Raw genomic sequence first — 13972 nt, 5'->3', positions numbered from 1 at the left:
AGAAATGATAATAATTAATAAAAGGTTACGTTTTATATTTATTTAAAAAAGTAAGAATAATAATACCAAATATACCTTTTAAAATTAAATTATATACTTTTACATTTCAAACACATAAAAATGCGAAAATATTTGTTGTTAGTATTAATAGGAACATCCCTATATGCTCAAGAAAAATCACAAGTAATTTATAAAAATGAAATCGTAACAATTTCTAATAAAAACAGTTTAGAAATTGAATCTTATTTTACTGAAAGTCGATTAATTACCAAAAGTAAAAATCAGTACGAATATGTAATTAGTGTTCCGTACAATAGTTTTAATGAAATTTCAGAAATAAAGGGATCAACACTGATTCAAAAATCCAATAAGAAACACACTTTATATTCTTCATCTATTCGAGAATTTGATGCAGAAGAAGAAAATATTTTTAAAAGCGATACAAAAATTAAACAGTTTTTATTACCGTTTGTTGAAGATAATTCAGTAATTGAATACTCCTTTAAAAACAAGATTAAACAACCGCGATTTTTATCTGTATTTAGGTTTCAAAATCCATTAAAAACACAATCAAGTAAATTAACGATACATTGTGATTCAAATGTTGAACTTGGATTTAAAGTTTTTGGAGAACATCAAGATAAAATTGTATTTACGAAATCAACTAATGGAAATATAGATACTTATACTTGGTTAGCTAAAGAAGTCCCAGAATTTGAGCTTGAAGAAGATATGCCAAACGCATTATATGTTCAACCACATATTATTTATTACATTAAGAAATATAATAACAAAGGCCAAACAGAAGAACTTTTAGAAAACGCTTCTAATTTATATAGTTGGTATTATACTTTGGTTAAGAATATTAATAAAAAAGATCAAACAGCTTTAAAAAACGCCACTTTAAATATTATTAAAGATAAAGCCTCGGATTTAGAAAAAGCACAAGCTATTTATTATTGGGTACAACAAAATTTACATTATGTTGCATTTGAAGATGGAATGGGTGGATTTATTCCAAGAGAAGCAGCTGATGTACATTCTAAGTTATATGGTGATTGTAAAGATATGGCCAATTTATTAAATGAAATGTTTAGATATGCTAATTTGAAATCTAATTTAACTTGGATTGGAACCCGATTGAAACCCTATACTTATGAAGAGGTTCCAACACCACAAGTAGACAACCACATGATTACACATCTTGAAATTGATGGGAAAAGTTACTTTCTTGATGCCACGGATAAATTTTGTTCGTTCTTTTTACCAACGTCACATATACAAGGTAAAGAAGCTTTAATTGGAAATGATGAAAAATTTAACATTAAAAAAGTTCCGGTAGTTGAAAGTTCTGAAAACAGCACTTCTATGACGTTTGATTTAAAAATAGAAGACAAATCTGTAAAAGGTTTAGCGACTGTCTATACAAATGGTTATTCAAAAAGTGAATTATTAAACATATTGTCTAATTTTCCACAGAAACAAAAAGAAATTTGGAAAAGCATTATTAATGCAACAAATAGTAAAATAAATCTAGAACCAATTGAATTTGCTACAAACGAATATAAAAATACACCATCTAAAGCAACATTTAATCTTCAATTAGAAGATGCGGTTAAAGATATTAATGGAAAATTATTAGTAAAACCGATTATTGTTTTCCCATTAAAAGATACTCAAATAGATATTGAAAAAAGAAAATATCCGGTAGAAAGTGAATATAATCAATTATATAAATTGGAGTATCAATATGAAATACCAACAGATTATAAAGTTGAATTTTTACCAGAAAATAGTAAAAATGAATCTGATGTTGCTTCATTTGAAATACAATATAAAGTTCAAAATAATTTACTATTAGTGAGTCAAAAAGTAACTACAAAAAAATTACTGATTGAAAAATCAGATTTCGAAAAATGGAATGCCTTTTTAAAACTATTAAACAAACAATATAATCAATCAATAATACTTACAAAATGAAAAAAGCACTTGTAATTTTTACATTATTATTCGTTTCAACAATTGGTTTTTCTCAAGAAATTAAGAGTTATACTTGGGATATAAAACCTACTTTTAAAAATATACCAGAAGAATATAAAAATCAACCTGCTGTTGTACTTTTCGACAAAAGATGGGTTCATACTAGAATTGGTGGTTATTCATTTGCCTCTTTTACAATGAATCATTGTGCTATTAAAATCAATAAAGCAGAAGAAATTAATAATTATAATAAAATTAAAGCAGAAGATAACGGCTTTATTAGAGATACTAGAGATTTTCATGCTAGAATTATTAAACCTAATGGAGAAATAAAAGTTTTACCACAAGAGAAAATCGTTAAAAAAGAAATTGATAAAGTACAATCAATTGTTTTTGAAGGTGTTGAAGCGGGTGATATTATAGAGTATTATTTTATTTTAAAAGAAAATCCAAGCGCCTATGGTGTAGAAGTTTTTCAAAGAGAAATCCCTGTTTTATATGCAGAATTTTCATCAACGAATTCTGGAGTATATTTTGAAAAATTTGCATCAAATGAATTTAAAAGTTCAATAAATGATGGAAAATCAATTTCATATGCAGAAAATATTCCACCGTTTGTAGAAGAAAAAAACGCTAAGAATTTAAAAAACTTAGTGAAATTAATTTACATGATTAGTGTTACTAATGCTCCAGACAATTTAAATTGGTCTAATTTTTTACCTTTATATTTTAAAAAACCAAGTTTTGCTTATTTCAAGAAAAATCAAGCTAGAGAATTTATTGAAAAGTTAAATGTGACTTCAGGAACAATTGATGAAAAAGTAACCAAAATTGATGCTTATATTAAAGAGAATTTCGATTTTGTTTGGAAAGGTGAAAAAGCAAAAAAAATATCAAATTTAGGAGATGGAAAACAAAAATTAACTGCTAATGATATTTTTGAATTATATGGTTTTACGTTCAAAGAGTTAAAAATCCCATACAAAGTTGTTGTTGGTATGTCGAGATTCGATGGAGATATTTCAAATTATAAATTTGTTGCTCCATTAACACACGAATTCATGTATTATATTCCAGATACAAAAAAATTCGTTTCACCTTATGAAAAATATCTTGCTTACGGATTTCCAATGTATGAACTTCAAGGTTCATCAGGAATTTTTTATGATCCTTCAAAAGCAATTGGAATTGAAGGCATGCAATTTCCAATTGCTCCAGCCGATTTTACAGTTATTTCAACTCAAAACAAAGTTGTTTTATCAGAAGATTTATCAACAGCTTCAATTGAAAAAATTTATTCAACACAAGGATATGAAGGACAATTAATTAGAAATTCTGTAAACTATCTTAAATCAAATGAAGAAGAAAAAGAATTATTAGATTTCTTAAAAAATAGAACTTTAAGCGATATTGATGCAAAAATTTCAAAATACACATTCGAAAATCAAGAATTTAAAAACAATCATACCAATACACCTTTTATTGTAAATTTAAATGTAAATTTAAATGAGTCAATTTCTGAAAATGCAGGTAACTTATTACTCGTAAATATTGGAAAAGTAATTGGAAAACAAACGAATTTATATCAAGAAACAGAACGAAAATTTGATGTAGATATAGCTTATGCTAAAACATATAAACACAAAATAATTTTTACTATTCCTGAAGGTTATGAAGTTGAAAGTTTTAAAGATTTGGTTTTTGATAAAAAAATGACAGGTAAAGAAGGACAAGAATGTTCTTTTGTTTCTACCGTAAAAACAGAAGAAAATCAATTAATTGTAGAAGTAAATGAAGTTTATGGTAATATTACTTATACTGTAGATTCGTATTCAGAATATAGAAACATTATTAATGCTGCAGCTGATTTCGCTAAAGGAAATGTTGTTTTAAAACAAAAAAAATAAAAAGGTTAATGACGATAATACAATTCATACAAAATCAAACCAACATTGCTGTAAAAAGCATTGAAAATACCCTTCAATTATTAAACGAAGATTGTACGATTCCGTTTATTTCCCGTTATCGAAAAGATCAAACTGGAAATCTAGACGAGATTCAAATCGAACAAATTGCCAAATTGAATAAACAGTTTGAAGAACTTATCAAACGTAAAGAAAGCATCCTTAAATCAATTGAAGAGCAAAATGCACTTACACCAGAATTGAAACAAAAAATTGAGAATTCTTTCGATTTACAAGAATTAGAAGATTTCTATTTACCTTATAAAAAGAAGAAAAAAACCAAAGCCGACACCGCTCGTGAAAATGGATTGGAACCATTAGCAAAAATCATCATGAGTCAGAAAAATGATGATGTTGACTATTTAGCTTCTCAATATATCAATGATAAAGTAGCCAATGAAGACGAAGCGTTACAAGGCGCTCGCGATATTATTGCAGAATGGATTAACGAAAATATTTTCATTCGAAAATCGTTACGAAGAACATTTTTACGTAAAGCGGAAATCACGACTAAAGTCGTAAAAACAAAAAAAGACGACGAAGCCGCACAAAAATTTTCACAATATTTCGATTGGTCGGAAAATGTTGCTAAAGCGCCATCACACCGATTATTAGCCATGTTACGAGCTGAAGCCGAAGGTTTTATTAAGTTGAATGTTGGGTTAAATGATGACGACAAAGACGAAGTGATTCGTTTTATGGAAGACAATTTAATCAAAACGAATAACGATTGCGCGGAACAAATTGAAAAAGCGATAAAAGATAGTTACAAACGTTTGTTAGAACCTGCTATTTCAAACGAAACTTTACAAGAAGCGAAAACCAAAGCCGATATAAAAGCAATTGATGTATTTGCCGAAAATTTACGTCAGTTGTTATTAGCGCCACCATTAGGTGAAAAGCGAATTTTAGCCATCGATCCAGGTTATAAAAGCGGTTGTAAATTGGTTTGTTTGGACGAGAAGGGCGATTTATTAAACAACGAAACCATTTATCCACATGCGCCACAAAACGATACTGCTATGGCGATGAAAAAAGTTCGTTCGATGGTAAACGCGTATAATATTGAAGCGATTTCTATTGGAAACGGAACTGCTTCTCGTGAAACCGAATTTTTCATTAAAAAAATTGCTTTTGATAAACCGGTTCAAGTATTTGTAGTTTCAGAAGCTGGTGCCTCAGTATATTCAGCAAGTAAAATTGCTCGTGAAGAATTTCCTAGTTATGATGTAACTGTTCGTGGATCCGTTTCAATCGGAAGACGCTTATCCGATCCGTTAGCGGAATTGGTTAAAATCGACCCAAAATCAATCGGAGTCGGACAATACCAACACGATGTAGATCAAACCAAATTAAAAGAACAATTGGATACTGTGGTAATGAGTTGTGTAAACTCGGTCGGAATTAACGTTAATACCGCTAGTAAATCATTACTAAGTTATGTTTCTGGAATTGGTGAAAAAATGGCGGAAAACATTGTGGCGTATCGTTCAGAAAACGGACCTTTTGAAGATAGAAAACAACTGAAAAAAGTGCCACGTTTAGGTGAAAAAGCCTACCAACAAGCCGCAGCTTTTATCCGAATTAAAGATGGGAAAAACCCGTTAGATAATTCGGCTGTTCACCCGGAAGCGTATGCAATTGTTGAAAAAATGGCTAAAGATTTAGGCATCAAAACGCATGAATTAATTGCGAATAAAGATAAAATCACTCAGATTACACCAGAGAAATACATTACTCCAGAAATCGGAATTTTAACATTAAAAGACATTCTGAAAGAATTAGAAAAACCCGGATTAGATCCACGAAAAGCGGCAAAAATTTTCGAATTCGACCCAAATGTTCGTTCTATAAATGATTTAAAAACCGGTATGATTTTACCTGGAATTGTGAATAATATTACCGCGTTTGGATGTTTTGTTGATTTAGGAATTAAAGAAAGCGGATTAGTTCACATTTCCCAACTAAAAGCTGGTTTTGTAGCTGATGTGAATGAAGTGGTAAAATTGCACCAACACGTTCAAGTGAAAGTCGTTGAGGTAGACGAAGCAAGAAAACGTATTCAGTTAACTATTATAGTTTAGAAATCCCAAAAAAGAAATCCCAAATTCCAATATTTTATACATTGGAATTTGGGATTTTAAATATTGTCCCGAAATTTCGGGATAAAGAACTTACTCTTTAGTTTCTTCTTCTTTTTTAGCAGCAGGAGCTGAATCTTCTCCTTTAGAGGCTTTTTTAAATTCATTGATCCCACTACCAAGACCTTTCATTAATTCTGGAATTTTTTTACCTCCAAAAAGTAATAAAACAACAGCAATAATGATAATCCACTCAGTACCACCAATAGAACCTAAAGTTATATATAAAGAATTCATTTTTATTAAATTAATAATTAATACTGCAAAGTTACATAAAAAATCAAAAAGTTAATATAATAATTCTTTTTTATTGATAGTTTAACAAATTGCACATTCACTATTTATTTTATATTTGTATAAAATCAAAATGTATGTCTGAAAAAAGACTAAAGTTTCAAGCATTAAAACGAAAACTATTAAACAAAAGACGTTTCATAATTTATAATGAAGATACGTTAGCTGAATCGTTTTCGTTAAAACTAACATTAATGAATGTGTTTGTGGTAGCCACTTTAGGAGCTATACTTATCATTTTTGTAACCACTTTTATCATTGCTTTTACACCGTTACGTGAATATATTCCGGGTTATGCTTCAACCGAATTAAAAAAACAAGCTACTTTATTAACCATCAAATCCGATTCGTTACTAAAAGTTACCAAAGAAAACAACGCCTATATCAACTCTGTTAAAGCAGTGTTGAATGGCGATTTGGAATATGCAAAACTGAATAAAGATTCCATTCAAGTAGCGCAAAATTTAGCTGAAAACGTAGATATTTCAGTTTCGGAAAAAGAAAAAGAATTGCGAAACGAAATTGCGAAAGACGATAAATACAACGTTTTTGAAAAAGCTCAACCCAAAGTTTCTTTCGTATTATTTGCTCCTGTTTCTGGAAAAATTATCAAAAAATACAATATTGCGAATAAAAATTTAGGGGTCAATATTGCTGTAGCAAAAGGAACGCCAGTAAAAACAATCGCAGCCGGAATAGTTATTTTTTCAGAATGGACACCTTCCAGTGGATTTGTTGTAATTGTACGTCATCAAGAAGATATTTTATCTGTTTATAAGAATGTATCTTCAACTACAAAATCAGCAGGAAATACTGTAAAATCTGGAGAAGTAATTGCTATTTCAGGTGAAAGTACCACACAAAATAATTTACATTTTCAGTTGTGGAAAAACGGAATTCCAATCGATCCTTTACAATTTATCAATTTCGAATAACATGTCAATTAAAGCAATTGCAGCCAAAATATTTGCCAAAAGAGTACACGCTCAAACTCAAAAATGGGCCAATAATCCTATAGAAACCCAACAAAAAGTTTTTCTGGATTTAATCCGTCAAGCGGAAAACACTCAGTTTGGAAAAGACCATCATTTTTCTCAAATTAAAACATTTGAAGATTTTACTCAACATGTTCCAGTTCGCGATTATGAACAATTAAAGCCTTATGTAGATAAAGTTGTTGCTGGAGAATCGGATGTGTTATGGAAAGGGAAACCTTTATATTTTGCGAAAACATCAGGAACCACTTCAGGTGCGAAATACATTCCATTAACCAAAGAATCAATGCCTTTTCATGTGAAAGCAGCTCGAAATGCAATTTTAAGCTACATTCACGAAACCGGAAAAGCCGATTTTGTAGATGGTAAAATGATTTTCTTACAAGGAAGTCCAGAAATGGAAGAAAAAAACGGAATTAAATTAGGTCGATTATCCGGAATTGTGGCACATTATGTTCCAAAATATTTGCAAAAAAACCGTTTACCAAGTTGGGAAACCAACTGTATTGACGATTGGGAAACCAAAGTGGATGCTATAGTGGAAGAGACTTTTAATGAAAATATGTCGGTTATTTCCGGTATTCCGAGTTGGGTGCAAATGTATTTCGAGAAATTGAAAAGTAAAGCTAATAAACCCGTTGGCGAGTTGTTTAAAGACTTCAATTTATTCATTTATGGAGGTGTGAATTACGAACCGTATCGCGCAAAATTTGAACAATTAATGGGAAGGAAAGTCGATTCAATTGAATTGTTTCCTGCTTCTGAAGGATTTTTTGCGTATCAAGATTCGCAAACAGAAAAAGGCATGTTGCTATTGTTAAATTCAGGTATCTTTTATGAATTTATTAAAGCCGATGAATTTTTCTCAGAAAATCCTAAACGTCTGACAATTAAAGAGGTAGAAATTGGTGTAAATTATGTTTTGGTTATTTCTACTAATGCCGGACTTTGGGCATACAATATTGGTGATACAATTGCGTTTACATCAACGAAACCGTATCGCGTAATCGTTACCGGAAGAATTAAGCATTATATTTCAGCTTTTGGTGAACATGTAATAGGAAAAGAAGTAGAGGAAGCGTTACAAAAAGCCATTTTGGGTACGAATATTAGCGTTAACGAATTTACAGTGGCGCCTCAAATAAATCCAGAATCGGGTTTACCGTATCATGAATGGTTAATTGAATTTGATTCGGAACCTGAGGATTTAGAAGCTTTTGCTTTAAAAATCGATTCGGAAATGCGTCAACAAAATGTATATTACGACGATTTGATAAAAGGTCATGTGTTGCGTACTATTGTGATTACGAAAGTGGCAAAAAATGGTTTTCAAGAGTATATGAAATCTATTGGAAAATTAGGTGGTCAAAACAAATTGCCTCGCTTAAGTAACGATAGAAAAATTGCGGATTTTTTTAATTAAATTAACGATAAAAAATCACTTTAAACTAACTAAAAAATAAAATCTCTATATTTGTCGGTTAGATAAAAGAAAAATTAATGAAAGACATTAAAAACATTTCGCGCTCAAGAGCGCAAGAATCGTCGGCAGCTATCGAACGATTGTACATTACTATGCGTCATTTGTTTAACCGTGGTTTCTACAAACCAATGGGAGTTTCAGGGGAAACGTTACGTGAAGCATTATTATCGCTAAGACCGGAAATTTACGGATCTATAGCAGAAGAAAAAGTAGAGTTAAACGGATTATTATACGTTATTGAGCGTTTACCAGTAGGTATTGAACAATGTCGTTACATCAATTTAACGTCTGATGAAGGGTATGCTAATTCGCACTTTAAAGCGATTGTTCCTCCAAAAAGAAGAAGAAATTGTTACCGTATTGATGAGGAACAAATTAACATTGAAATTACACGTGGTCGTTCTGATATCTATGATATTTTAACGCACTTAACGTTTATTTTTATCGAATCACACAAAATTAAAGACAGAGTTTTAATTGATGATGAAGGTTCGGTTTCTCGCGATTGGCAAAAATTAGAACAATTTGCTTTACAAACTAAAAAACTTACACAAGTTGATAGAGAAATCGCAATGTCACATGCTTCAAATGTTTTAGGAAGAACATTTGCAGAAGTTCAAGATATTTATGATGGTTTTGCCACTCCAGATTCTCCAGAGCGTTTCTTACAAATTGTATATTGGTTAGGAAAAATTGCTATTGAAGAAATTGTAGATAACAATAAAAGAACCATTACGTTTAGTCCGATTTTACGCGAGCGTTTAGGTCACCATATTTATGGTGAAATTTGGGCAAACAACATTAAAGAAACATTAAGCAAAAACGATTTATTATCAAGACCAATCCATATCATTAGTGCGAATATGCACAGTGTTATGAATTCGGTTTTTGCTCCTGCCGTTTTAGCTGCAAAATACAAAGGAAAAGAACCATTCCAGATTTATGAAGATTTAAGTGCTTCAAACAACAAAGACTTACGTAAGAAAGTTGAAGACGTTGCCTTACAACACGGAATGATATCTTTACCAGATACATCTGGAACTAACATAGATGTTCAAATTTTTGATACCGCTAAATTTGATTGGAAAAAAACAGCATTTCCAAACAATACTGTAAAAGACAAACCAGTACTTATCGTAATGGATTATGCCTTTGGAGAGCAAGCATATGAAACAATTGATGAGTTGTTAAAACCTTATAAAGTTGGAAAAACGAAAACATTATTAAATGTAGAATCGGTTTCAATTATGGGTAAAGCAGGTATTTTAGAAGGTGGAAAAGGAGATATTATGATTCCTAATGCACACGTTAATGAAGGAACTGCAGATAACTATCCTTTTGAAAATGAATTAACAAAAGAAATGTTTGAAGGTAACGGAATTCCAGTTTTTGCCGGTCCAATGATTACCGTTTTAGGAACTTCGTTACAAAACAGAGATTTATTGAAGTTTTTCCACGAATCTACTTGGGAAGCAATTGGATTGGAGATGGAAGGTTCGTATTACCAAAAAGCGATTCAATCAGCTTCAAAAATTAGAAGAAGTATTAATCCTGATGTAAAAGTAAGATACGCTTATTATGCATCGGATAATCCACTAGAAACAGGAAGCACATTAGCTTCTGGAGGTTTAGGAACAACTGGTGTAAAACCAACCTATTTAATCACAATTAAAATTTTAGAACAAATCTTTAAAGTAAAATAATTTTATGAGCACAAATTCTCAAGAACAAGAAATCGATTTAAGCCAAATTGGAAAAAGCATTTCTAATGTGATACAAAATTTTATAAATAAATGTTTCGATATATTATTTTTCATTCAAAAGAAAATAATAATTGTTGGATTATTATTTGTTCTTGGTATTGTGTTAGGTTATTTTTTAGATAAAGAGCCAAATTACACAAATGATATTGTGGTTATCCCAAATTTTGGTAGTAATGAATATTTATATAATAAAATTGATTTAATATCTGCCAAGTTAAAAGAGAAAGATGAAGCTTTTTTCAAATCGATTGGTATTTCAAATATGGAAGATTTTAAATCAATTGAAATTGAGCCAATTAACGGAATCTATAATTTTATCAATTCTGAATCGCAAAAATCTAATTTTGAATTTATTCAATTAATGGCTGAAGATGGTGACATTGAGAAAATCATTAAAGATGATATGACGAGTAAAAATTATTATTTACATAATATCAATATAAAAACTTCAATTGCTTACAATAGAAAAGATTTAATAGACCCGCTTTTAAAATATTTACAACAAACAGAATATTTTACAAAACTTCAAAAAGTTTATAGTATTAATTTAAATGAAAAAGTTGAAGCGAATAAATTATTGATAACTCAAATTGATCAAATATTATTTAACTTAACTCAAAATAAAGCAACAGGAAGTGTTACAATTTCTGAAAATAGCGGCTTGAGTGAGTTAATTCAAAAGAAAGATGGCTTAATTTACGAAAATCAAAAATTAGCCATTCACAAATTAGAATATGATAAAATCATAAAAGATCAAAATATTTCAGCTAATCAAATGAATACTAAAGGTGTTAATAATAAAATGAAATTAGTTTTACCATTTTTATTTGTATTATTTTATTTATTAGGATATTGGTTTTCTTTAGCATATAAAAAACAAAAACAACGCATTCAAGCATAATGAAAAATGTATTAGTAACAGGCGGTGCCGGATTCATTGGAGCAAATTTTGTTCCTTATTTTATAGAAAACAATCCAGATTATCATTTAGTAAATTTAGATGCATTAACCTATGCAGGAAATTTAGAAAATGTATCTGAAGTTGAAAATCATGAACGTTATACTTTTGTAAAAGGAGATATTGTTGATGGCGATTTTATTAGAAATTTATTTGATAAATACCAATTTCATGATGTAATTCATTTTGCAGCGGAAAGTCATGTTGACAATTCTATTTCTGGCCCTGAAGCTTTTATAAAAACAAATGTTTTAGGTACATTTAATTTATTAGACACCGCAAGAAAATTATGGATGTCGGCACCAAATCAATATAAACCTGGTTTTGAAAACGCTCGTTTTCACCATGTTTCTACCGATGAGGTTTATGGAACTTTAGGAGAAACTGGTTTGTTTGAAGAAACAACACCATATGCGCCAAATAGTCCATATTCAGCATCAAAAGCAGGTTCTGATATGATTGTAAGAAGTTATTTCCACACATATGGAATGAATGTAGTTACTACAAACTGTTCTAACAATTACGGACCAAAACAACATAATGAAAAGTTAATTCCAACCATTATTCGAAAAGCTTTAACAGGAGAAAATATTCCAATTTATGGCGATGGGAAAAACGTTCGCGATTGGTTATATGTTTTAGATCATTGCAAAGGAATTGAATTAGCATTCAAAACTGGAGTAGCCGGAGAAACATATAACATTGGCGGAAGAAACGAACGCAATAATTTACAAATTGTAGATAGAGTTTGTTCAATTTTAGATCAATTAAAACCAAAAGCTTCAGGAAGTTATAAAGAACAAATAACATTCGTAAAAGACCGTCCAGGGCACGATTTACGTTATGCTATTGATGCTACAAAAATTGAAAATGAATTAGGTTGGAAAGCCGACGAAAATTTCGATACCGGAATTGTAAAAACGATTGAATGGTACCTTGGTAAATTTGCTAATTAGCCGATTCATCAATGTGCCAATTCTTTATGTAGAAATTAATCGGCACATTTACATATTGAACATTGAAAATTAAATATATAAGCCATGATAACATTTAAAGAAAAGTACCACAACAATTTAATTTTATTGAAAACTTTCGATTTTGCTAAGAAAGTTGTTCAATACACAGAAAAATTAGAAGATCAAAAAAGATTTGTAATTGCAAATCAATTATTAAAATCGGGAACTTCTATAGGGGCCAATATAAAAGAGGCTCAAAGTGCAGAAAGCAAGGCAGATTTTATTCATAAAGTTAAAATCGCAATGAAGGAAGCAGACGAAACAGAGTTTTGGTTATTTTTATGCAACGAATTAGAAAATTACCCGAATTCTGATGAATTATTAAATGATATTTTTGAAATTTTAAGGATATCTAATAAAATAATTGCTTCATCAAAAAAACATATAGTAATCTAAAAATTGGCACATTGACATATTGTCTAATTGTCTCATTAGTAACATGAAAGGAATTATATTAGCCGGAGGCTCAGGTACACGTTTACATCCATTAACTTTAGCAGTTAGTAAACAATTGATGCCAATTTATGATAAACCAATGATTTACTATCCCTTATCAACTTTGATGTGGGCAGGAATCAATGAAATATTAATTATATCAACTCCTCACGATTTACCTTTATTTCAAAATCTTTTAGGAGACGGAAGTCGTTTAGGTTGTCGTTTTGAATACGCTGTTCAAGAACATCCAAACGGATTAGCAGAAGCATTTATCATCGGTAAAGAATTTGTGGGTAACGACAAAGTAGCCTTAGTTTTAGGAGATAATATTTTCTACGGAACAGGATTAGCAGAGTTGTTACAAGCTAATAATAATCCAAATGGTGGAATTGTATATGCGTATCATGTTCATGATCCGGAACGTTACGGAGTAGTTGAATTTGACACGGATGGAAAAGTACTTTCTATTGAAGAAAAACCAACACAACCTAAATCGAATTATGCCGTTCCTGGAATTTATTTTTATGATAATTCTGTTTTAGATATTGCAGCTAACATTAAACCAAGCCACCGTGGTGAATTGGAAATTACAGATGTAAATAAAGCCTATTTAGAGCAAGGAAAATTAAAAGTGAGCATTTTAGATAGAGGAACAGCTTGGTTAGATACCGGAACATTTCAATCATTAATGCAAGCTGGACAATTTGTTCAAGTAATAGAAGAGCGACAAGGTTTAAAAATCGGTGCGATTGAAGAAGCAGCCTACAAAATGGGTTTCATCAATGCTGAACAACTGAAAAAATTAGCCGAACCTTTATTAAAAAGCGGTTACGGTACACATTTGATGAGTATTATATAATTTCCAATTGGACAATTTTCAATGTGCCAATATTTTTAGAGTAAATTAATTGACATGTTAAATTAAGAATTGGCACATTGA

General features: G+C 30.3%; 11 protein-coding genes. 10 read left to right on the top strand and 1 reads right to left on the bottom strand.

All coding sequences use genetic code 11. The annotated features are described in order from the left end of the window. Nucleotides 1-120 precede the first annotated feature (120 nt). From BMY86_RS07810 to BMY86_RS07800, 3 genes are read left to right on the top strand one after another with little or no spacing between them, the layout of a single operon-like run. Nucleotides 121-1980, top strand: coding sequence for a DUF3857 domain-containing transglutaminase family protein (locus BMY86_RS07810; RefSeq protein ID WP_091467333.1), 1860 nt, complete (start codon nucleotides 121-123; stop codon nucleotides 1978-1980). Further along, a complete protein-coding gene (locus BMY86_RS07805; RefSeq protein WP_091467331.1) occupies nucleotides 1977-3887 on the top strand; it encodes a DUF3857 domain-containing protein in 1911 nt (636 codons plus the stop codon). Before BMY86_RS07810 ends, BMY86_RS07805 begins: the two co-directional genes overlap by 4 nt. Nucleotides 3888-3895: 8 nt before the next feature. Further along, a complete protein-coding gene (locus BMY86_RS07800; RefSeq protein WP_091467329.1) occupies nucleotides 3896-6028 on the top strand; it encodes a Tex family protein in 2133 nt (710 codons plus the stop codon). A gap of 90 nt (nucleotides 6029-6118) precedes the next feature. On the opposite strand, the gene BMY86_RS07795 is transcribed toward BMY86_RS07800, so the two are convergent. After that, complete coding sequence (locus BMY86_RS07795; RefSeq protein ID WP_091467327.1) at nucleotides 6119-6322, bottom strand: Sec-independent protein translocase subunit TatA/TatB; 204 nt, start codon at nucleotides 6320-6322, stop codon at nucleotides 6119-6121. Nucleotides 6323-6456: 134 nt separating this feature from the next. Here BMY86_RS07795 and BMY86_RS07790 point away from each other — a divergent pair, with 134 nt between their 5' ends. From BMY86_RS07790 to rfbA, 7 genes are all read left to right on the top strand, one after another. Continuing rightward, on the top strand, nucleotides 6457-7314 hold the full coding sequence (locus BMY86_RS07790) for a murein hydrolase activator EnvC family protein (RefSeq protein ID WP_091467325.1): 858 nt from the start codon (nucleotides 6457-6459) through the stop codon (nucleotides 7312-7314). 1 nt (nucleotide 7315) lies between these two features. Next, complete coding sequence (locus BMY86_RS07785; protein ID WP_091467323.1) at nucleotides 7316-8797, top strand: GH3 auxin-responsive promoter family protein; 1482 nt, start codon at nucleotides 7316-7318, stop codon at nucleotides 8795-8797. Between the two features lie 77 nt (nucleotides 8798-8874). After that, the gene (locus BMY86_RS07780) at nucleotides 8875-10560 is read left to right on the top strand and encodes a DUF6909 family protein (RefSeq protein WP_091467320.1); all 1686 of its coding nucleotides are present in this window, start codon (nucleotides 8875-8877) and stop codon (nucleotides 10558-10560) included. Nucleotides 10561-10564: 4 nt separating this feature from the next. After that, nucleotides 10565-11521 (top strand): hypothetical protein, encoded by a 957-nt coding sequence (locus BMY86_RS07775; RefSeq protein ID WP_091467318.1) that lies wholly within the window; start codon nucleotides 10565-10567, stop codon nucleotides 11519-11521. After that, the gene (gene rfbB / locus BMY86_RS07770; RefSeq protein ID WP_091467316.1) at nucleotides 11521-12534 is read left to right on the top strand and encodes a dTDP-glucose 4,6-dehydratase; all 1014 of its coding nucleotides are present in this window, start codon (nucleotides 11521-11523) and stop codon (nucleotides 12532-12534) included. Before BMY86_RS07775 ends, rfbB begins: the two co-directional genes overlap by 1 nt. 84 nt (nucleotides 12535-12618) lie before the next feature. Continuing rightward, complete coding sequence (locus BMY86_RS07765) at nucleotides 12619-12990, top strand: four helix bundle protein (RefSeq protein ID WP_091467312.1); 372 nt, start codon at nucleotides 12619-12621, stop codon at nucleotides 12988-12990. A gap of 43 nt (nucleotides 12991-13033) precedes the next feature. After that, nucleotides 13034-13891: a glucose-1-phosphate thymidylyltransferase RfbA gene (gene rfbA / locus BMY86_RS07760; protein WP_091467310.1), complete on the top strand. Its 858-nt coding sequence runs from the start codon at nucleotides 13034-13036 to the stop codon at nucleotides 13889-13891. Nucleotides 13892-13972: the final 81 nt, after the last annotated feature.

The sequence above is a fragment of the Flavobacterium urocaniciphilum genome (genome assembly GCF_900110615.1).
Classification (GTDB): domain Bacteria; phylum Bacteroidota; class Bacteroidia; order Flavobacteriales; family Flavobacteriaceae; genus Flavobacterium; species Flavobacterium urocaniciphilum.
The sequence above is the reverse complement of the archived record's forward strand: the minus strand, read 5'-3'. Positions and strand labels throughout refer to the sequence as shown.

What these genes read in the sequence shown, in the direction of transcription:
- BMY86_RS07785 (WP_091467323.1), top strand. Translation starts at nt 7,316, where the DNA reads ATGTCAATTAAAGCAATTGCAGCCAAAATATTTGCCAAAAGAGTACAC.
- BMY86_RS07765 (WP_091467312.1), top strand. Translation starts at nt 12,619, where the DNA reads ATGATAACATTTAAAGAAAAGTACCACAACAATTTAATTTTATTGAAA.
- rfbA (WP_091467310.1), top strand. Translation starts at nt 13,034, where the DNA reads ATGAAAGGAATTATATTAGCCGGAGGCTCAGGTACACGTTTACATCCA.
- BMY86_RS07800 (WP_091467329.1), top strand. Translation starts at nt 3,896, where the DNA reads ATGACGATAATACAATTCATACAAAATCAAACCAACATTGCTGTAAAA.
- BMY86_RS07810 (WP_091467333.1), top strand. Translation starts at nt 121, where the DNA reads ATGCGAAAATATTTGTTGTTAGTATTAATAGGAACATCCCTATATGCT.
- BMY86_RS07790 (WP_091467325.1), top strand. Translation starts at nt 6,457, where the DNA reads ATGTCTGAAAAAAGACTAAAGTTTCAAGCATTAAAACGAAAACTATTA.
- BMY86_RS07795 (WP_091467327.1), bottom strand. Translation starts at nt 6,322, where the DNA reads ATGAATTCTTTATATATAACTTTAGGTTCTATTGGTGGTACTGAGTGG.
- BMY86_RS07780 (WP_091467320.1), top strand. Translation starts at nt 8,875, where the DNA reads ATGAAAGACATTAAAAACATTTCGCGCTCAAGAGCGCAAGAATCGTCG.
- BMY86_RS07775 (WP_091467318.1), top strand. Translation starts at nt 10,565, where the DNA reads ATGAGCACAAATTCTCAAGAACAAGAAATCGATTTAAGCCAAATTGGA.
- BMY86_RS07805 (WP_091467331.1), top strand. Translation starts at nt 1,977, where the DNA reads ATGAAAAAAGCACTTGTAATTTTTACATTATTATTCGTTTCAACAATT.
- rfbB (WP_091467316.1), top strand. Translation starts at nt 11,521, where the DNA reads ATGAAAAATGTATTAGTAACAGGCGGTGCCGGATTCATTGGAGCAAAT.